Below are 19150 nucleotides of genomic sequence, written 5' to 3'. Positions count from 1 at the left end.
CTTACCTTATTGCAATAGACAATAATAGCAAGTCATACTTTGAGAGAGGTAATGAAAATATTAAAAATAGAATAACTTAAAATACCTCCCGTATATGTTTAAAGTTAGAATTGATCGTATCAATCACTTCTTGTGAACGGCCGTTGATTAACAACTTATACATTGACTGCGCAAAGCCCACCATTTGCCCGAATTCAATTTTAGGAGGCATGGCTAGTGCGTTCGGATCGGTCATGATATTAACAAGTACCGGACCATCCAACTCGAATGCATTCAATAAAGTAGTCAACACTTCTTCCGGATCGCTGACATTAAATCCGGTCATTCCCATTGCTTCGGCCACTTGGGCGAAGTCAGGATTCAACATATTCGTTTGCCAGTCCGGCAGTCCGTCTACTTCCATTTCCAACTTCACCATTCCCAATGAACGGTTGTTGAATACGATGATTTTAATCGGCAACTTATATTGTACAACGGTTTCCAAGTCTCCTAAAGTCATCGATAATCCGCCATCTCCGCAAAGCGCAACCACCTGACGATCCGGATAAGCCAACGCGGCACCGATAGCTTGCGGCAACGCATTTGCCATCGAACCATGATTGAAGGAACCCAGCATGTGGCGTTTGCCCGTTGCTTGCAGATAACGTGCTCCCCATACACAAGTCATTCCCGTATCTACCGTAAACACAGCATCGTCCGAACTTAGTTTGTCTATTTCAGACATCACATATTCGGGATGAATCTTATTTACGCCCCCTTTATCTTCTGTGTAAGCGGCCAAATCCTTCTTTACTCCCTCGTATCTTTTGAGTTGTTTCAGTAAGAAAGAATCATCCGTTTTCGGATTCAGCATACGCAATAAAGACTGGATGCTAAGTTTGACGTCTCCGCAAAGTCCGATATCCACCTTTGCACGACGTCCCAGACGTTCGGGCTTTATGTCAATCTGGGCTATCTTGATGTCATCCGGCAGGAAAGCAGAATACGGAAAGTCAGTGCCGAGCATGAGAAGTACTTCAGCTTCATGCATACTGTAATATCCCGAAGGCATTCCCAACAATCCCGTCATACCCACTTCATACGGATTCTCATATTGCACCTCCATCTTTCCTTTGAAAGTATATACCACCGGAGCATTCAGCTTCTCGGAAAGCGCGATTACTTCCTCGTGAGCTCCCCGGCAACCGATGCCGCAGAAAAGAGTGATACGCGTATGTTTGTTTAGCAAGTCGGCCAATTGAGCCAAATCTTCTTCCGACGGGCAAACTTCCGGTGGGGCAGGATAGTTCCGGACTGACGAGTCGACAGCAACGGCAGAAGCCTTTGCCAAGTCTCCCGGTAGCCCGATGACGGACACCCCTTTACGGGTGACAGCCGTTTGTATGGCCGATTGGAGCATACGTGGAAATTGCCTGGTAGTAGTGGCTACTTCATTATAATAACTGCAATCGTTAAAAAGTTTGATTGTATTCGTCTCCTGAAAATATTCCGTACCGAATTCTCCGGTAGGAATCGTAGAAGCGATGGCGATTACCGGTGCCCCGGAACGGTGCGCGTCATACAAACCGTTGATAAGATGAACGTGTCCCGGTCCGCTACTTCCTGCGCAGCATCCCGGACGGCCGGTCAGTTGTGCTTCTGCAGCAGCGGCATACGCTCCTGTTTCTTCATGGCGCACATGTATCCATTTTATTTGATCGTTTTTTCTGACTGCTTCGTTTACCTCATTCAGACTGTCGCCTGTTACGGCGTAAATGCGTTCAACTCCGGATTTAACCAAAGTATCTATCAGTTGTTCTGCTATTTTTTTTGCCATAGCTGTAATTGGTTTAGGATTGATTTTTATGTAATAACAGCTGTCTGCAAGGAAAAGTTCTAATTTAACATATGCTAATAACGCCTTTGTGTCGGGACACATCACCGCTTTTATGTTAAAAATAATTCTGTAACAACTTTTTAGTAAAGACGTATAAACAAATGCAATATCCTTTTGTTATCTTTATAGGCGAAATCTTAACCTAATGTATTAAACCTCTTAATTACTCTAGAAAAATGAATAGAAATGAAATCGGTGTAAATGCCGGTAAGGTTTGGCAACTGCTTAGCAATAACGAAAAGTGGAGCTACGGACTTCTGAAGAGAAAATCCGGGTTGAAAGATAAAGAGCTGGGTGCCGCTTTAGGGTGGTTGTCAAGAGAGAACAAGATTGAGTTCGATCAGTGTGATGAAGAACTCTATGTATATCTCTGTGTGAATGTTTATATTGGCTAAAAGAATTTGGCACTTTAACGAAAACAGCAGAATCTCCGGAGGGATGACAGCCCGATCAGTCCTTCGGAGATTCTCGTTTTTTATCCTTTTTCCTTTTAATGTATCTTCCTTTCAATTGATTTCCGGAAATAATTCTGTTACTTTGCACCACGAATTAAAATGCAAGAAACAATGAGAAGTTTTGCCTCTGACAATAATTCCGGTGTGCATCCGTTGGTAATGGAAGCCTTGAACCGGGCCAATATAGACCATTCTTTAGGATATGGCGATGACAAATGGACAGAAGAAGCCGTAGCGAAGATTAAAGAAACCTTCACCCCGAACTGTGTCCCTTTGTTTGTATTCAACGGAACAGGCAGCAATGTGGTAGCATTGCAACTGATGACCCGCCCGTATCATTCTATCTTTTGTGCGGAAACTGCTCATATCTATGTCGATGAGTGTGGCTCTCCTGTGAAAATGACAGGTTGTCAGATTCGCCCGATTGCTACTCCTGACGGTAAACTTACCCCGGAATTGATGCAACCTTACCTGCACGGTTTCGGCGACCAACACCATTCGCAACCTAGAGCTCTCTACATCTCCCAATGTACGGAACTTGGCACCATCTACACTCCCGAAGAGTTGAAACGCCTGACTGACTTTGCCCATCTGAATGGTATGTATGTACACATGGACGGAGCCAGAATAGCCAATGCCTGTGCCGCCCTGAATCTTTCCCTTAAAGAACTGACGGTGGATTGCGGAGTCGATATTCTTAGTTTCGGCGGAACGAAGAACGGACTGATGATGGGAGAGTGCGTGATTGTATTTAATAAAGACCTGCAACCGGAAGCCCGTTTCATCCGTAAGCAATCCGCCCAGCTCGCTTCGAAGATGCGTTACCTCTCTTGCCAGTTTACGGCATACCTCACTGACGACCTTTGGCTGAAGAATGCCAGCCACGCCAATGCGATGGCTGCCAAACTTCGTGTGGAATTAGAGAAACTGCCCGAAGTCACTTTTACTCAAAAAGCCGAGAGCAACCAACTATTCCTCATCCTGCCCCGCCCGGTTATCGACCGGATGCTGGAGTCTTATTTCTTTTATTTCTGGAACGAAGAGAAGGATGAAATCCGCTTGGTAACTTCTTTTGATACAACAGAAGAAGATGTGGACGAGTTTATAGGACTTTTGAAACGTTAAAAAGGAAATTCAGGACAACAAAAGCCTCTGAAACTCTGTTGTAATAAGAAGTTTGAAACTAACTTTGTCCGCAAAGTTTTCTACTTCTTATGATTATGAATACTAGACAGAACAGGCTAATCATATTCGCGCTTTTGTTGTTGACACAAACCCCGTTGGGCGCACAGCTGCATTCTACTAAAATTGAACTGCCGGAGGATTCTATATCTGTAACCATGAAAGATTCTGTTCCGGCAAAGCGCAGCTTCTTTAAAAAGTTTCTTGATTACTTCAATGACGCCAATAAGGAAAAAAAGAATAAAAAGTTTGATTTCAGTGTGATAGGCGGTCCCCACTATTCCAGTGACACAAAGTTCGGACTCGGACTGGTGGCAGCCGGACTATATCGCACCGATCGGAACGATTCGCTTCTTCCTCCCTCCAATGTCTCTCTTTACGGAGATGTGTCGACGGTCGGCTTCTACCTGTTGGGAGTCCGTGGGAACCATCTGTTTCCACAAGACAAATACCGCTTGAATTACAATCTCTATTTCTATTCTTTCCCCAGCCTGTATTGGGGACGGGGATATGACAATGGAGCCAACTCTGATAATGAAAGCGACTATAAACGTTTTCAAGCACAGGTGAAAGTCGATTTTATGTTCCGGCTGGCAAAGAACTTCTACATCGGCCCGATGACCATATTCGATTATATCAACGGACGGGACTTTGATAAACCGGAACTATGGGAAGGAATGGCGGCCCGGACCACCAATACCAGCCTGGGGCTTTCCCTCCTTTACGATTCACGTGATTTCCTGACAAATGCATTTCACGGCTATTACTTGCGGATAGACCAGCGATTCAGCCCGGCTTTTCTCGGCAATAAATATGCGTTTAGCAGCACCGAACTGATTACCAGCTATTATCAGCCCGTATGGAAAGGCGGAGTGTTGGCAGGACAATTCCATACATTGCTTACCTATGGCGATACCCCGTGGGGATTGATGGCAACGCTGGGAAGCTCTTACTCCATGCGCGGATATTACGAAGGACGCTATCGGGACAAGGGAGCAATGGATGCGCAAATAGAACTCCGGCAACACGTCTGGAAGCGAAATGGAGTGGCTGTATGGGCAGGAGCGGGAACGATTTTTCCACGACTTTCCGAGTTCACCCCGAAACACATTCTGCCTAATTATGGCTTCGGGTATCGTTGGGAATTTAAGAAGAGAGTAAATGTACGTTTGGATTTAGGGTTTGGCAAACACCAGACCGGATTTATTTTTAACATCAATGAAGCTTTTTAAAAATATAAAGAATTGGTTGGAAAATCAGGAACATCTGTTTTATCTGTTCCTGTTTATCTTGATAGTACCTAATATGGTACTCTGTTTTACAGAACCTTTACCATTTATGGCAAAAGTCGCCAATGTGTTGTTACCTTTCGGTTGCTATTACCTGTTGATGACTTTGTCGAGGAATTGCGGCAAGATGCTGTGGATTTTATTCCTGTTCCTGTTCTTCGGAGCCTTTCAGATCGTGTTGCTTTATTTATTCGGCCAGTCCATTATCGCTGTCGATATGTTTTTGAATCTGGTCACCACCAATTCGAGTGAGGCATTGGAACTGCTCGATAATCTCACACCTGCCATTATTGCTGTAATCATACTCTATGTACCTGCCCTGATATTAGGGATGATTTCAATTATACGTAAACGGAAACTTACGGTAGAGTTCATTCGCAGGGAACGGAAGAGAGCCTTCCTGGTCTTTGGAATCTCCCTCCTTAGTCTTGTCGGAGCCTATGTGCAGGATTCGGGATATGAGTTGAAATCTGATTTATACCCGCTAAACGTATGCTACAACGTAGGTCTTGCCTTTCAAAGAACAGCTCTGACACGGGATTACCACCGTACATCCAAAGACTTTACTTTCCATGCCCGGCCTACTCATCCGGAGGGAAAACGGGAAGTATATGTAATGGTCATAGGAGAAACCTCTCGTGCCCTAAACTGGCAATTGTATGGTTACGAACGTGAAACGAACCCGCTCTTATCCCGGCAAACGGGTCTGATTGCTTTCCCAAAAGTGTTGACAGAGTCGAATACGACACATAAAAGTGTCCCCATGCTGATGTCGGATGCTACTGCCTGCAACTACGACTCTATCTACCATCAAAAAGGAATCATCACCGCTTTCAAAGAGGCAGGATTCCGGACGGCTTTTTTCTCCAACCAACGTTACAACCATTCATTTATCGACTTCTTCGGAATGGAAGCCGATACGTATGATTTTATAAAAGAAGATTCGGTCAGTTCTACCTATAATCCTTCTGACGACGAACTTCTGAAATTGGTGGAGGAGGAACTGGCGAAAGGTGCAACGAAACAATTCATCGTACTTCACACCTACGGTTCCCACTTTAACTATCGCGAACGTTACCCGTCGGAAGATGCTTTCTTTACGCCCGATTATCCGATGGAAGCAGAGAGAAAATACCGGGATAACCTGGTGAATGCCTATGACAACTCTATTCGTTACACGGATGATTTTCTGTCACGACTTATCCGTATGTTGGAAAAACAGCAGGTAGATGCCGCCATGCTCTACACTTCCGATCATGGAGAGGACATTTTCGACGATTCCCGTCATCTGTTCCTCCACGCTTCTCCCGTACCTTCTTATTATCAGCTTCATGTGCCATTCCTGATTTGGATGTCCGATGACTACCGCGAAACGTATCCCGAACGTTGGAATACTGCTATTGAAAATAAGGATAAGAATGTTTCTTCCAGCAGCTCTTTCTTCCCGACCATGCTGTCTTTAGGCGGAATAGAAACTCCTTACCGGGATGATTCGCAGGCTGTGACGGCTTCGCACTACGTCCTGAAACCGAGGGTTTATCTGAACGATCACAATGATCCCCGTCCGTTGGATGATTTGGGCATGAAGAAGCAAGACTTCCAGATGCTGGAAAAGAGGAATATCAAGTATTAAGTATTAGGTATTAATCCTTGTTAATTTTTGCATCCAAAAATGGGATTGGCGTGTTATTTGCCGTATGATGTATGAACGATTAAATTCATAAAACATGGCCTATATAGATTATTACAAGATTCTTGGAGTAGACAAAAGTGCTTCTCAGGATGATATCAAAAAGGCTTTTCGTAAGTTGGCCCGGAAATATCACCCTGATTTGAATCCTAATGACCCTAGTGCAAAGGATAAATTTCAGGAAATCAACGAAGCCAATGAAGTACTGAGTGACCCCGAGAAACGTAAAAAGTATGATGAGTACGGAGAACATTGGAAGCATGCCGATGAATTCGAAGCGCAGAAACGTGCACAGCAACAAGCCGGAGGCTTTGGCGGTGCAGGAGGTTTCGGCGGATTCGGCGGTGCGGGTCAGGGTTTCTCCGACGGTAACGGAACCTATTGGTATAGTTCCGATGGAGAAGGATTTTCCGGTGGCAACGCTAGTGGATTTTCCGATTTCTTCGAATCAATGTTCGGACATCGGGGAGGAAGAGGACAAGGTTCTGCGGGATTCCGCGGACAGGACTTTAATGCCGAACTTCATCTTTCCCTTCGTGATGCTGCTCAAACGCATAAGCAGATATTGACTGTAAATGGTAAACAGGTACGTATCACTATCCCTGCCGGTGTAGCCGACGGACAGGTTATTAAACTGAAAGGCTACGGAGCCGAAGGTGTCAACGGAGGACCTGCGGGCGACTTATACATTACGTTCGTTATAGCCGAAGACCCGGTGTTCAAACGCCTGGGCGACGATCTGTACGTAGATGTGGAGGTAGATCTTTACTCTGCCGTATTGGGAGGCGAGAAAGTAGTCGACACGCTGGACGGTAAAGTGAAACTGAAGATAAAACCGGAAACGCAGAACGGTACGAAAGTCCGTCTGAAAGGTAAAGGATTCCCGGTTTATAAGAAGGAAGGACAATTCGGTGACTTGATTGTGACCTATTCTGTCAAGATTCCTACGAACTTGACCGACAAACAGAAAGAGTTGTTCCGTCAATTACAGAGTATGAACTAAAATGAATGAGTACTATGCAGACCGAATTAATAATTGTCAGTGAATACTGTCACAAATGTCATATTGAGCCTTCATTCATCGAAATGTTGGAAGAGGGCGGTTTGATTAACGTGCATACCGAAGGCGGTGAACATTATCTGCTTTTGTCGGAACTCCCGAACGTGGAACGTTATAGCAGAATGTACTATGACTTATCCATCAACATGGAAGGTATCGATGCCATTCATCATTTGCTGGAAAGGATGGAAGATATGAGGCACGAAATGCGTTCGCTTCGCAAACAACTTTTGCTGTACCGGGAACGGGAAATAGAAGATATGGACTGGTAAAAAAATAGAGCCTCTGTTTGATTCGAACAGAGGCTCTATTTATAGTAAACGGAGGCTCTGATTCATTCAATCAGAGCCTCCGTTTTTTCAGGATGTTTATGCCGTTATTTTATAATACAATATACGTGCAAATCTCTTCCAGATAGCGTGCGTCGATAGTGTCGAAGCTATCCAATGTATCACTGTCGATATCCAGCACCCCGACAACTTTCCCCTGCTTGAGGATTGGTACTACTATTTCCGATTTCGAGTCCGAACTACAGGCTATGTGTCCGGGAAACTGCTCTACATCAGGAACAATCAGTGTACGGGCTTCTTTCCAAGCGGTTCCGCAAACTCCTCTGCCAAAGCGGATGCGAGTGCAGGCAATGGGGCCTTGAAACGGACCCAGTACGAGTTCTTCCTCTTTCACAAGGTAAAAGCCTACCCAGAAGAAACCGAAAGTCTGCTTTAAGGCTGCTACCATGTTGGCAAGATTGGCAATGAGATCTGCTTCCGTACTTACCAAAGCATGCAGTTGCGGAAGTAACTCCCGATACTTTTCTTCCTTGCTTCCTGTGTGGATGATTAAATTTTCTGCCATCTCTTTACTATTTGATTTGGTTCAGGATGCTCGGATCTTTTATCTTATCGTCTTCTGCAAAGAAGATAATCTTAGTCAGTATCTCGGCAGTCTTCGGATCTTCATCTACGAAAGGCAGGAACAGGCGTCCGCGATTTTGCGAATGTACCGGAAGAACGGCTATCTGTGCACCACCTTCCTGATGGATCACACCGCTGCCCAGATGAATATTGTACTTACCCAGTTTACCTTCGATGTGAGCGAAACTTCCTTTTATCGTCACGTTCTTGAAATGGAACAACGGCATTGTCAGTTCCACCAGCACGCTGCGTATCTCGATGGTAGAGTGGCTGGTTTCCGGATCGACGCTTCCGGCATGAGCTACACTTACTGCCAAGTCTACGTCCCTCATCACTTCCGAGAAGATGACAGGAGGAATCTCCGAGATTTTCATCAGCTTGTAGTCCTTGCGGTTGTGGAAGCAGACATATTCTAATGTCGGAGCTTCGATGTCGGCAGGAGAGAACCAGTCTGCCATCGCATAGATGGTGGCGATGATGTTCTCTTTGTAATAGATCTTTTGGAGACCGTCTTCATAGTCGGCTACCCAGCGACGGCCTTTCAGTACGGCAACCGTTTTCTGCGGTTGGATCTGGTTGCCGGCATAGCGGCGGGATTGAGTGGCTTCTATTTCTTCCGGAGTCGGAACGTAAAGTTCGCGGAATACCTGTTTGAAAGGTTGGCGGATTGATTTATCGAACAGGAATTTTTGATAAGCATGCCAGTCTCCGCTTGTATACAGGTCTGTGGGGTGCGCGATGCGTAACTCGTCTTTCGGTTTTAACGGGAGGCAAACGGCATTCACTGTAATCAGCAATCCATCGGTGTAGAAGCCCGTCTGTCCGTTGCAGATGAAGACGAGATGTTTCAGTAATGGCCAGATAACAGGATTCTGCATCAGCTTGCGCAATTCGTTTTCTTCAAAATGAGTGCAGTCTTCCATCGCCTGTTCCAGCATGATGCGCGAACGGGTGTACTGGTCTTTCAGCTTTTTGTGTACTGCTTTCAGTTCTTCTATATACGGATGCTTTTTCAGCTTGGCAGGCATGCTGTTGAGCTCTTTGCCGTCTTTGATTTGCTTAATCTCCGATTTACCTTCCTCGTTGATTTGTACATACACTTCTACGCCGTCTATCTCTTTGGGGGACAGGTAGGGAAGAAGTTCTTTAATCAGTTCGGTTTCCATGCTCCAGGTCAGGCGGGTAACGTCTCCGTAACCGGAGTTGCGTGCCAGGTTTTGCAGAGCGATGTTTACCGCTTTCTTTTCGCTTTCCTGTCTTTGAGCACCGAATTCCTTGCTCTCTTTCAGGAACTTTTGCAGGTATTGATAACGATCCAGCAGTTCTTTATCCGGCTTCCGTCCCAATGGGATGAGGCCGTAGCTCATCAATAAGTCTTTGTTGCGCTTGGCTATTATTTCTTTCTTTATATCTGCCGCCTTCACTGCACCGTTGGTAGCATCGGCAAACTTACGGGCACGGGTATGGCTGTTGCTGCATGAAATATATTTGGCGGCATTGTAGACCACTTCGAAGCGTTGCTTGCCAATTGTCTTAAATGCATCTTTGAACCAGTCGATGTCAAAAGCACCTTCCCGCAGGTCATCTACGTCGATGGGGGTGTAGCGGGCGATAATCGCTTTCTTCTTGTCGTCACACGTTTCATTGGTGTGGGCGTGGAAATAATAGGCTGCACTTGTCAGTCCTTTCCAGCCTATTGCCTTTTCAGTCAGTTCAATCCATTGTGGGGCGAACATGGCGGCTTCTACCAGTCGCTCGTCGCTGATTTCGGCTTGTTTCGCCAGTTTCTTCAGATTCTCGCTGGTGTCCGTAGGCAGGGGATGGCAAGCATGGAGCAGACTGCTCAATACACCCCGTTTGGTGCTGCCCCAGTTGTAACTGTCACGTATGAAAGTATCTTTGCCAAATGCTTGCAGAATACGGATAAATGTTTCGGCTCCATAGACGTAGCTTAGTTCTTCTGCAAGGGAGGTGACTTGTGTCTCGGAGTCTCCACGTTTTAATTCAATTTCAAGAATCCGGTCTACCACCTTTTGGGCGAGGGAACGGAAGAGGGAGAAGTCGATGTTTTTGATATCGGCGTATCTTTCTTTTTCCTTGTTGAAACGAACGTTGTCGTTCAATACCATGGTGATTGCTTTGATCTGGCTGGGAGAGCTGATGCGTCCCATCATTTCACGGTATACTTCCTCTGTCGGGATGATTCCCAGCATCCAGGCACGGGCGAAGTCTGTGGCATGAAGATAAGAGTCTGTTTCCTCTAGTTCGGGGGTGTGCTCCATGTAGTTGGTGAGCTTATAAAGCTGATAGCGCACTGTGAAGTAACGGATAAATAGATCATCATTCATGGGCTTTTGAGGCATTTCGAGCCAGAAGTTCACGAATTTGTTGTTATGTATCGGATAAACGACCTGTTTTTCTCCGTATTCCAGTTTGTCCCGAAGCCATGCATGCTTACTGGTGTACTGGCGGAAGATGTTTTTGGTATTTAGCAAAGGCAATAGTTGGAGCAGCATATTGACGGCCAGTCGTTGATAGACGGCTTCATCTTTGTATTCGTATGCCAGTGCTTCGATGATGTCACTCATCTGTTCATAGTACGGCATCTTGCGGAGGTCTTTTTGCAATCCGCGGTAAGTGATGCCGGCATACATCCGGTTGACAAGCGGCTCAAAAGTATTACTTGATTTCTGGTCTGCCCTGATGTCTTCTTCATCTTCCTCGTCGGAGTCGTCTTCGTCTTTAGCGGTACCTGTCGATGCAAGCATGAAACTCATCATCAGCAATTTGTCGTAGCTTCCTATTTCTTCTTCGTAGAAGGCTTTCCACAATTCCGGGAATCCGAGTCCGCTCAATCCTCCGTAGTTGCTCCAGTTTATCAGGACACTGTTACCTACCAGACGTGCTTCTCCGTAACCATTTTTGAATTCTTCATTCTTGTAGGTTTCGATGTATTTGCTTAGTTTTTTGAAAACGAGTTTGGCCCTTCCAAAGCAGATGAATTCGAATGCTTTTTTAACGTTGAATCCTTTGTCCTGGGTAATTTCCGGCAGATTGACTTCAAGAGCCGGGTCGTACAGACCGAAGCCGTTATCTTTGGTATAGTGCTGTGCGGTGTTTTCTTCCGTTCCGTCTCCAATCAGAGATTCTATCAACACTTTTTCTTTCGCGTTCGGTTTCTGAATTTCTTTGACGGTGGGGATCAGTTCCTGATAGGTATCTTGCAGAAATTCTATGTTGTGGATAGTCTTCATCATATCCAATCCGGCTAGGCGGCGTTCGGCCACCTTGTCTGTTAGTAAGCGGCGGATACTGCCGGACAATTGTTCTTTCGGCTGTTTCATCAATAGATTGATGGCGTTGATACGCATCTCACTATATTTGAAGCGCAGCAACTCTTCTACTTTCTGATTCTGTTCGGGCGACAAAGTCATCTCGGACAATACTTTGTAGGCTTCGTCACGAACGTCCTGCGAACGGTCGCCCAGTGATTGCAGCACATATTCTTCCTGTAAATGGCTGGTCGGGGGATTTAATACGACGCCGATATAGCCTGCCCGCATATAGGTATCCAAAGAAGGCAGACAGGTGCAAAGATCGTCTTTTAATGCAGAATCGTTGGTCATCCAGGTGATATACGCCATCTTGAGAACGATTTCCGAACGGGTGAGCTCTGTACTTTCCCATGGGAATACGTATGGAGAATAAATCTCTTTGGCAGAGATGGACTGATAGACGTTCTTCAGATAGTCATAATGACGGATCGCTTCTTCTTTGCTATCAAAATAATCATGGAGCGACGGGGCGTCCTTATGTCCTCCGTACCGGCTAAGATAGAGTCCGGACAGATACAGTGGCAGGATAGCCGCCACTACCGACGGTTCGTTATACCATTTTTCAAAAGCATCTTTACTGATGCGGTGGTTCATGCCGGAGTATTGCGTACAGCGTAAAAAGTAAAGTAAGGTCTGCACCTGATATTTGGCACCGTCTTTAATTATTCCCGGAACAAGTGCCTGGATTTCTTCCGTATTGTAGAATCCGATACTCCATAGAGCCAGATAAAGTTCGACCGTATCTTTGCTTTGGAGGGCTTTGCGTGCTTCTTCCCGGTCGTTCAGAAAACGGCGGATCAGTTCCACATATTTGTTGGTGATACGCTCGCTGCTGTCTTGTTCTCCAATACCCGTACAGACTGCAATGCCGCGTTTCACGGAGGCAAATCGTTGCAGGCCGTTGTCGCAGATCACCGAGAACAGATGGAGATAACTTTCGGGGCATCCTTCGTCCATCGTTTCCACGATAGCTTGACGGAGACCTTCCTGCAGTTTGGCTGCCAGCAGTAACTTCCCTTCCAGTTCCAGCAACGGGCGGTAACCGCTCACGGCGATAGCCTGGAGATGTCCCTGGTTGAGGCGGTTGGCATTATTCTCGCTGGTCAATACGTTGTTGAGGTATTCAATGACAGTCTGGTTGCCTTCTGCTATTTGGGCGGCCATCCAGTTTTGGCAGTTCATCGCATCCTTGTATGTCTCTATTTCTTCCGGAGTGTTTCCTCCGTTCAGTATGGCTTGTTCGCTGAATCCGGTGGCACGTAGTTTTAGAAATTCCGTCAGCGCATCTATGATGTGACTGAAATGCAGAAGGGGATTCGCCGACCGCTGTGACCGGCGCGAATATCCATGAGTGTACGGACACCGTGCTTTGAGCTTCAGATAGGTGTGGAACAGGTTGGCATATTCGTCTCCCAATAGATAACGGAGCACTTTGTTCAACTTTCCGTCGAAAAGATTGGCAACACTCTTTATCTTCTCTTCCTGAATAATATGTATGATGCAAGGCTCTAGTTTATCGCTGTATGTGCCATACCGGGTATCCATGTTGAAGTATTGCATAAATACATCCAACAGTGTCATTGTCTCTTTGTCTAAACTGGTTCTCTTTTTCGTTAACCTTTCCAGGTACGGAGCAATCCGTTTGTTTAATGCGTCATTATAAATGAGTCTCATGATTATTTTCGTTTTAAGTGTGTTTATAAGAAAATGATTACCAAAGTCTTCCCGACAGCATAGCCAATCGGATGAAGGTGATGGTAGATTCTTCTTTGAGTCCGGTGGGAGAGGATAAGTCTTCAGTTTCCGTATCGTCAATGAAGATACGGAAAATTCCGTCCTCGTAAGATTGCAGGGCGTTGGTGATTGCTTCTACTTCTGCGGCAGGTTTGCCGTTATAGTTTACTGCAAAACCAACCTTGCCGGAAGCTGTTTTATTTTCCACTTCTTCCTGTGTGAGGTATTTCAGTACTTCGCTTTGTTGCAAGCGTTCATTATATTCACAGACTTGCCAACTGACGATGGCTTCAATCAACCCCTGTACATCGACAGGCGGAACAGGAAAATCGACAGGAATCTTTTCGATATTGCACTTTCGCTTTCCTAATTGTTTGACTTGGACATATACTCTCATATTCTCTTTATTGGGTGATCTGAATGCTTGATGTAATAGCATTCAGATCGGTTTCGGCTTCTTCGTCATAGACAAGCATAACAATGGTAAAAGTTCGCTTCTTGCTTTCTTGGAAATAGTGTAATACAATTTGTTGTATGTCTTCTCCCGGTTCATCAGGAGCTCCGATGTGCAGAGGGTTTGTAGTTCTTGTCATGGATAGCCCGTTGATGTTGACATTGCTCTGCTTATAGTCTTCCGCTGGTTCTCCTTGTGCATTTCGCGGGAGAGTGAGCGATAACTTCTTGATATGTTCAAACTCTTTTTGTGTATCGTAGGTCAGAGCGGTAACCGTCAGTTGGTTGGCGCCGTTGACGAGCCTAAGCAACGGAGGTTCTGCGCTGGGAGTCAATCCTTTCGCTCCTGTTATTTTCCTCCAGTTGGTAGGATACTGGCAACTGAAATTTGTTTCTGCATCGTAATAAGAAAGCCATGTATCGTTATTACCTACCGGAACGTATGGAGGATATTGGCTGGTAGAAGAACTGTTGGCAGTCTTCCTGCCAGCTTGGTTGCCGTTCTCGTTTTCTTCTTCCAGTTCACCATTCAGATAGGCTTCTACAATACCGCTTTCCCATTCGCCGCGTATGTCCTGATAAAGAGGGGGAACGTTCTTGCAAAGCATCAAGAAGCTGAACAGGAAAATGCAAAAGATACCAAGCTCCCCAAGGATTGAAACGGTACGTTGCGCATCTGCCTTTTCAAATTTATAGCTGCATACATAGATGATTCCCAGTAGGAAACCGCTTAATAATCCGCCAATATGTGCGGCGTTATCAATCCCGGCTTTCATGCCATAAACCAGATTGTAACCGACAAAAATAAGGATACTGGTCAATAATGCTTTTCGTTGTTCCTTTGCGATGCGATGGAAGAACAGGAAGGCGAGGAATATACCGTAAAGTCCGAAGATAGCTCCGGAGGCTCCGGCACTGATTGTCTCGCCGTGCATATAAAGACTGAATACTGCCGAACATAGTCCGGTCAGTAAATAGGACATGAACATCCGACGGCTTCCTATCAGATCTTCCAGTAGAAGACCTACATACATGAAGGCATACATATTCATCAGGAGATGAAAAGCACCGATGTGTATGAAGTTGCAGGTCACTGCACGCCACCAGTCGCCTGTAAGGGTCAGCGGTCCGAAGTCGGCTCCCCATTTCAGCAGTGATAAGGTGGAAGGAGACATGATTCCCACTCCGGATGCAATCATCACAATAAATACAAGGATGTTGAGGTCTATCAGGATAGGCGTTGCTATAAAACCTTTGCGGGGAATAAAGAACGACCAGAAAGAGTTCCTCTTCTTTTCTTCTTCCAGATAGGCTTTCTCTTCTTCTGTGAGCGGACGGTTACACTCTTCCTCGAAATCTTTTGCCTTTTGGGTTAGCTCTTCCGGGGTAAGGGATGTTTTTATTTCTTCCATCGTCTCGCGTAGCTTTTGTATATTTTTTCTGTTCTTTCCATAGTCTACAAATTGTACGGAAGAAGATTGGCTGCGCACAGCTACTTCTCCGTCGCTTCCCGGTTCTATGGTAAAGGTTATTTCCTCTCCATGAGAATACATATTGAACGGGACTTCGAATCGTGCTCCTTCCGGAGTCACTTCCTCGATATTCCACTCCAGCTTTTGCGAAGCTTCAAGAGCCAGTATAAGGATTTCTGTTTTTGATAAACCCGGTAAATGCAGTTTGTCGTTATATGAAGGTTTGAGTGCCATATTTCTATTCTTACCTTAATTCCGCAACACTATTATAAATTAAACTTTTTAAGTACCTGAGCAACAAAAAGTTGCTCAGGATTTTGCCATGTCAGAATTTTCACTTATCTTAGTGTTGCAAAAAAAACAAGAGAATCCGACGATAGACATGGCGAAGATACAAATTAAATCTGAGAGACTCACTCCTTTTGGGGGATTATTTTCAATCATGGAGCAATTTGACTCCACATTATCATCTGTAATCGACTCAACCCTCGGTCTAAGGTGTAGATCGTTCGGTTATCAGTACAGCGAAATCATCCGTTCTCTCATGAGTATCTACTTCTGTAGCGGTTCATGTATTGAGGATGTCACTACTCATTTGATGAACCACCTCTCGCTTCATCCGACACTTCGCACTTGTAGCTCTGATACTATCCTCAGGGCGATAAAGGAGTTGACGCAAGAAAACATTTCATACACATCAGATATGGGCAAGACCTACGATTTCAATACGGCTGACACTCTCAATACTTTATTGCTCAATTGTATATTTGCATCTGGCCAACTGAAAGAGGGTGAGATGTATGATGTTGATTTCGACCATCAGTTCATAGAGACAGAGAAGTATGATGCAAAGCCTACATACAAGAAGTTCCTTGGTTATCGCCCTGGCGTGGCGGTTATTGGCGATTTGATAGTCGGTATAGAGAATAGCGATGGTAACACAAATGTTCGTTTCCATCAGAAGGACACGCTGAAGAGGTTCTTTGCGAGATTTGAACAGAATGGGCTCACTATCAATCGCTTCAGAGCTGATTGTGGATCATGTTCCGAGGAAATCGTGGAGGAAATAGAAAAACACTGCAAGTCCTTCTATATCCGTGCTAACCGCTGCAGTTCGATCTACAATGACACCTTTGCTCTCAAAGGCTGGAAAACTGAGGAAATCAATGGCATTGAGTTTGAATTGAACTCTATCCTTGTTGAGAAGTGGAAAGGTAAGGCATATCGACTTGTGATTCAAAGACAGAAACGGATGGATGGTGTGCAGGATTTTTGGGAAGGAGAATACACATACCGTTGTATCCTGACTAACGACTATGATTCTTCCGTAAGAGAAATTGTCGAGTTCTATAACCTTCGTGGAGGAAAGGAACGTATCTTCGATGATATGAACAATGGTTTCGGGTGGGACAGATTGCCCAAATCCTTCATGGCAGAGAACACAGTGTTCCTTCTTCTTACAGCACTTATCCGTAACTTTTACAAGGCCATTATTCAAAGACTTGACGTAAAGAAGTTCGGGCTCAATGCAACAAGTCGCATAAAAGCGTTTGTCTTCAGGTTTATCTCTGTACCAGCCAAGTGGATCAGGACATCAAGGCGGTATGTGCTGAACATCTATACCTGTAATAATGCTTACGCAGATGTTTTCCAGACTGATTTTGGATAATGCCTACAACTTATGGGAATGATATTGTGTATTGCCTCAAGTCACATTGTGGGGTAAGGGGATATTGTAGGCAGAAGTGGGTGCTTCAAGTTCAAATTATCTGCAAATTCAGTAATGAGAGGACGTGTAAACGCAATAAGGACGTTCAAGGGCTTAGTTGCGGATTTGAGGTCTTATATAGAGTCGTCGATTAAAAATTACTTATCTCACTGACAAATGTATAGAATAATAATGAAAAATAATAGAATGTGACAAATAAAAAAGCATCCACTTCCTAAGAAGGGATGCTTTTATGAGATTTGATAGAGTATTTATTACTTTTTGTAGAATGCCAAGTCTTCTTTATCGAAGTTTTCGATGAAGTTTGAGTGCTTTTCTACTTCCGCTTCTGCATAGTTCAAATATACATGTGCGGATTTGGAGAACAGTTCGGAAGACTTGCTGGCATCTTGAATCAACAGGTGACACATGATAATGTCAGCAGCCATTTCCACCAGTTTGCGAGCGGTGAAGTCAAGCAATTCCTGGTCTTGTACTTCTTTCACTGCATTGGTGCTTGCTTCGAATTTGTCAGCCATCTTTTTCAGACGAGACATCAGCGGTTCCATTTCCGGTGAGCAAGGAATGGTTTCAAACTCGCGAATAGTAGCGATGTACGAACCATTGGTTACGTAACGGATAGCGGCTACTGTCTGCAACTGGGTAGTTCCTTCGTAGATGCTGGTGATGCGTGCGTCGCGATAGATGCGTTGGCAAGCATATTCCATCATGAAACCTGAACCGCCGTGAATCTGAATACAGTCGTAAGCGTTTTGGTTGGCATATTCAGAGTTCATACCTTTAGCCAGCGGAGTAAAGCTGTCTGCTAATTTAGCATATTTCTTTTGTTCCTGGCGTTCTTCCGGAGTCAGTTTACGTTCGCGGGCGATGTCGTCCAATGCTTTGTAGATGTCTACGTAGCGAGATGTTTGATACAGTAAAGCACGTCCGGCATCCAGTTTACCTTTCATGATAGCCAGCATGTCATATACAGCCGGGAATTCGATAATTGCTTTTCCGAACTGCTTACGGTCTTTGGCGTATGCCAAACCTTCATTGTAAGCTGCCTGGCTCAATCCTACAGATTGTGCGGCAATACCCAGACGGGCACCGTTCATCAGAGCCATTACGTATTTAATCAAACCGAGTTTGCGGTCACCGCAAAGTTCAGCTTTTGCATTCTTATATACCAATTCGCAGGTAGGAGAACCGTGGATACCGAGTTTGTTTTCGATACGACGTACGTTCACGCCACCCTGACGCTTGTCATAGATGAACATAGACAAACCACGGCCGTCTCTCGTTCCTTCTTCCGAACGTGCCAGTACGAGGTGAATATCCGCGTCACCATTTGTGATGAAACGTTTCACACCGTTCAGTAACCAGCATCCGTCTTTTTCGCTGTAAGTAGCTTTCAGCATAACAGATTGAAGGTCGGAACCAGCATCCGGTTCTGTCAAGTCCATTGACATCGTTTCACCTTGGCAGATGCGTGGGATAAAGCGGCTGTGTTGGTCGGGATTGCCAAACTCATAAAGAGTTTCGATACAGTCCTGCAATGACCAGATGTTTCCGAAACCTGCATCGGCAGCAGCCACGATTTCTGCACACATGGTGTACGGGGTGATCGGGAAGTTCAGACCGCCGAACTTACGTGGCATGGTCATACCGTTCAAGCCGGCTTTTACCATTGCGTCCAGGTTCTGTTTGGTTCCTGATGCATATTCTACGCGACCATTGGCACAGTGAGGACCTTCTTCGTCTACACCTTCTGCGTTAGGGGCAATGATTTCTCCTGTGATTTCTCCGGTAATCTCCAACACTTTGTCATAAGAGTCTACAGCATCTTCGAAGTCCAGCGGAGCATAATCGAATTCATCTTTATCTCTGTAATTGCGTTCTTTGAGTTCGCAAATACGTTTCATCATCGGATTGTTCAAGTGAAACTTGAGTTCCGGTATGTCTGTATAATAATTAGCCAT

13 protein-coding genes and 1 pseudogene are annotated in these 19150 nt (G+C 45.1%); 8 read left to right on the top strand and 6 right to left on the bottom strand.

What is annotated here, in order from left to right; genetic code table 11:
- Positions 1-76: 76 nt before the first annotated feature.
- Positions 77-1816: a thiamine pyrophosphate-dependent enzyme gene (locus INE92_RS27305; RefSeq protein WP_032812123.1), complete on the bottom strand. Its 1740-nt coding sequence runs from the start codon at positions 1814-1816 to the stop codon at positions 77-79.
- 236 nt (positions 1817-2052) lie between these two features.
- Here INE92_RS27305 and INE92_RS12095 point away from each other — a divergent pair, with 236 nt between their 5' ends.
- The 6 genes from INE92_RS12095 (at position 2053) to INE92_RS12070 (ending at position 7824) form a co-directional block, all read left to right on the top strand.
- Positions 2053-2271: a winged helix-turn-helix domain-containing protein gene (locus INE92_RS12095; protein WP_004313999.1), complete on the top strand. Its 219-nt coding sequence runs from the start codon at positions 2053-2055 to the stop codon at positions 2269-2271.
- 171 nt (positions 2272-2442) lie between these two features.
- Positions 2443-3456, top strand: coding sequence for a threonine aldolase family protein (locus INE92_RS12090; protein WP_008025896.1), 1014 nt, complete (start codon positions 2443-2445; stop codon positions 3454-3456).
- 89 nt (positions 3457-3545) lie between these two features.
- On the top strand, positions 3546-4745 hold the full coding sequence (locus tag INE92_RS12085) for a BamA/TamA family outer membrane protein (protein ID WP_195436366.1): 1200 nt from the start codon (positions 3546-3548) through the stop codon (positions 4743-4745).
- Positions 4732-6435 (top strand): phosphoethanolamine transferase, encoded by a 1704-nt coding sequence (locus tag INE92_RS12080; RefSeq protein ID WP_195436365.1) that lies wholly within the window; start codon positions 4732-4734, stop codon positions 6433-6435. Before INE92_RS12085 ends, INE92_RS12080 begins: the two co-directional genes overlap by 14 nt.
- Before the next feature lie 94 nt (positions 6436-6529).
- Positions 6530-7495, top strand: coding sequence for a DnaJ C-terminal domain-containing protein (locus tag INE92_RS12075; protein WP_004327076.1), 966 nt, complete (start codon positions 6530-6532; stop codon positions 7493-7495).
- Between the two features lie 14 nt (positions 7496-7509).
- Positions 7510-7824 carry a chaperone modulator CbpM gene (locus INE92_RS12070; RefSeq protein WP_004307142.1) on the top strand — a complete coding sequence of 105 codons (315 nt, stop codon included), beginning with the start codon at positions 7510-7512 and terminating at the stop codon, positions 7822-7824.
- 109 nt (positions 7825-7933) lie between these two features.
- Here INE92_RS12070 and INE92_RS12065 read toward each other — a convergent pair whose 3' ends face one another.
- Genes INE92_RS12065 through INE92_RS12050 form a run of 4 tightly spaced genes read right to left on the bottom strand, consistent with a single transcriptional unit; the run spans position 7934 to position 15694 of the window.
- Positions 7934-8407: a GAF domain-containing protein gene (locus INE92_RS12065; protein WP_004301034.1), complete on the bottom strand. Its 474-nt coding sequence runs from the start codon at positions 8405-8407 to the stop codon at positions 7934-7936.
- A 7-nt stretch (positions 8408-8414) separates the two neighbouring features.
- Positions 8415-13475: a DUF4132 domain-containing protein gene (locus tag INE92_RS12060; RefSeq protein WP_195436364.1), complete on the bottom strand. Its 5061-nt coding sequence runs from the start codon at positions 13473-13475 to the stop codon at positions 8415-8417.
- Between the two features lie 37 nt (positions 13476-13512).
- Complete coding sequence (locus INE92_RS12055) at positions 13513-13932, bottom strand: hypothetical protein (RefSeq protein ID WP_008644787.1); 420 nt, start codon at positions 13930-13932, stop codon at positions 13513-13515.
- 7 nt (positions 13933-13939) lie between these two features.
- A complete protein-coding gene (locus tag INE92_RS12050) occupies positions 13940-15694 on the bottom strand; it encodes a rhomboid family intramembrane serine protease (protein WP_015531559.1) in 1755 nt (584 codons plus the stop codon).
- A gap of 148 nt (positions 15695-15842) precedes the next feature.
- Here INE92_RS12050 and INE92_RS12045 point away from each other — a divergent pair, with 148 nt between their 5' ends.
- A complete protein-coding gene (locus INE92_RS12045) occupies positions 15843-17129 on the top strand; it encodes an IS1380-like element ISBf12 family transposase (RefSeq protein WP_009040242.1) in 1287 nt (428 codons plus the stop codon).
- Between the two features lie 12 nt (positions 17130-17141).
- Positions 17142-17342: pseudogene (locus tag INE92_RS26900) on the top strand (hypothetical protein).
- Between the two features lie 101 nt (positions 17343-17443).
- On the opposite strand, the gene INE92_RS12040 reads toward INE92_RS26900, so the two are convergent.
- Positions 17444-19150: an acyl-CoA dehydrogenase family protein gene (locus tag INE92_RS12040; protein WP_008644789.1), complete on the bottom strand. Its 1707-nt coding sequence runs from the start codon at positions 19148-19150 to the stop codon at positions 17444-17446.

The sequence above is a fragment of the Bacteroides xylanisolvens genome (genome assembly GCF_018289135.1).
GTDB lineage: Bacteria > Bacteroidota > Bacteroidia > Bacteroidales > Bacteroidaceae > Bacteroides > Bacteroides xylanisolvens.
Note: the sequence above shows the minus strand (reverse complement) of the source record. Positions and strands in the feature narration are given on the sequence as shown.

Coding starts and splice junctions, on each gene's coding strand:
- INE92_RS27305 (WP_032812123.1), bottom strand. CDS start 1,816: ATGGCAAAAAAAATAGCAGAACAACTGATAGATACTTTGGTTAAATCC.
- INE92_RS12095 (WP_004313999.1), top strand. CDS start 2,053: ATGAATAGAAATGAAATCGGTGTAAATGCCGGTAAGGTTTGGCAACTG.
- INE92_RS12090 (WP_008025896.1), top strand. CDS start 2,443: ATGAGAAGTTTTGCCTCTGACAATAATTCCGGTGTGCATCCGTTGGTA.
- INE92_RS12085 (WP_195436366.1), top strand. CDS start 3,546: ATGATTATGAATACTAGACAGAACAGGCTAATCATATTCGCGCTTTTG.
- INE92_RS12080 (WP_195436365.1), top strand. CDS start 4,732: ATGAAGCTTTTTAAAAATATAAAGAATTGGTTGGAAAATCAGGAACAT.
- INE92_RS12075 (WP_004327076.1), top strand. CDS start 6,530: ATGGCCTATATAGATTATTACAAGATTCTTGGAGTAGACAAAAGTGCT.
- INE92_RS12070 (WP_004307142.1), top strand. CDS start 7,510: ATGCAGACCGAATTAATAATTGTCAGTGAATACTGTCACAAATGTCAT.
- INE92_RS12065 (WP_004301034.1), bottom strand. CDS start 8,407: ATGGCAGAAAATTTAATCATCCACACAGGAAGCAAGGAAGAAAAGTAT.
- INE92_RS12060 (WP_195436364.1), bottom strand. CDS start 13,475: ATGAGACTCATTTATAATGACGCATTAAACAAACGGATTGCTCCGTAC.
- INE92_RS12055 (WP_008644787.1), bottom strand. CDS start 13,932: ATGAGAGTATATGTCCAAGTCAAACAATTAGGAAAGCGAAAGTGCAAT.
- INE92_RS12050 (WP_015531559.1), bottom strand. CDS start 15,694: ATGGCACTCAAACCTTCATATAACGACAAACTGCATTTACCGGGTTTA.
- INE92_RS12045 (WP_009040242.1), top strand. CDS start 15,843: ATGGCGAAGATACAAATTAAATCTGAGAGACTCACTCCTTTTGGGGGA.
- INE92_RS12040 (WP_008644789.1), bottom strand. CDS start 19,150: ATGGCTAATTATTATACAGACATACCGGAACTCAAGTTTCACTTGAAC.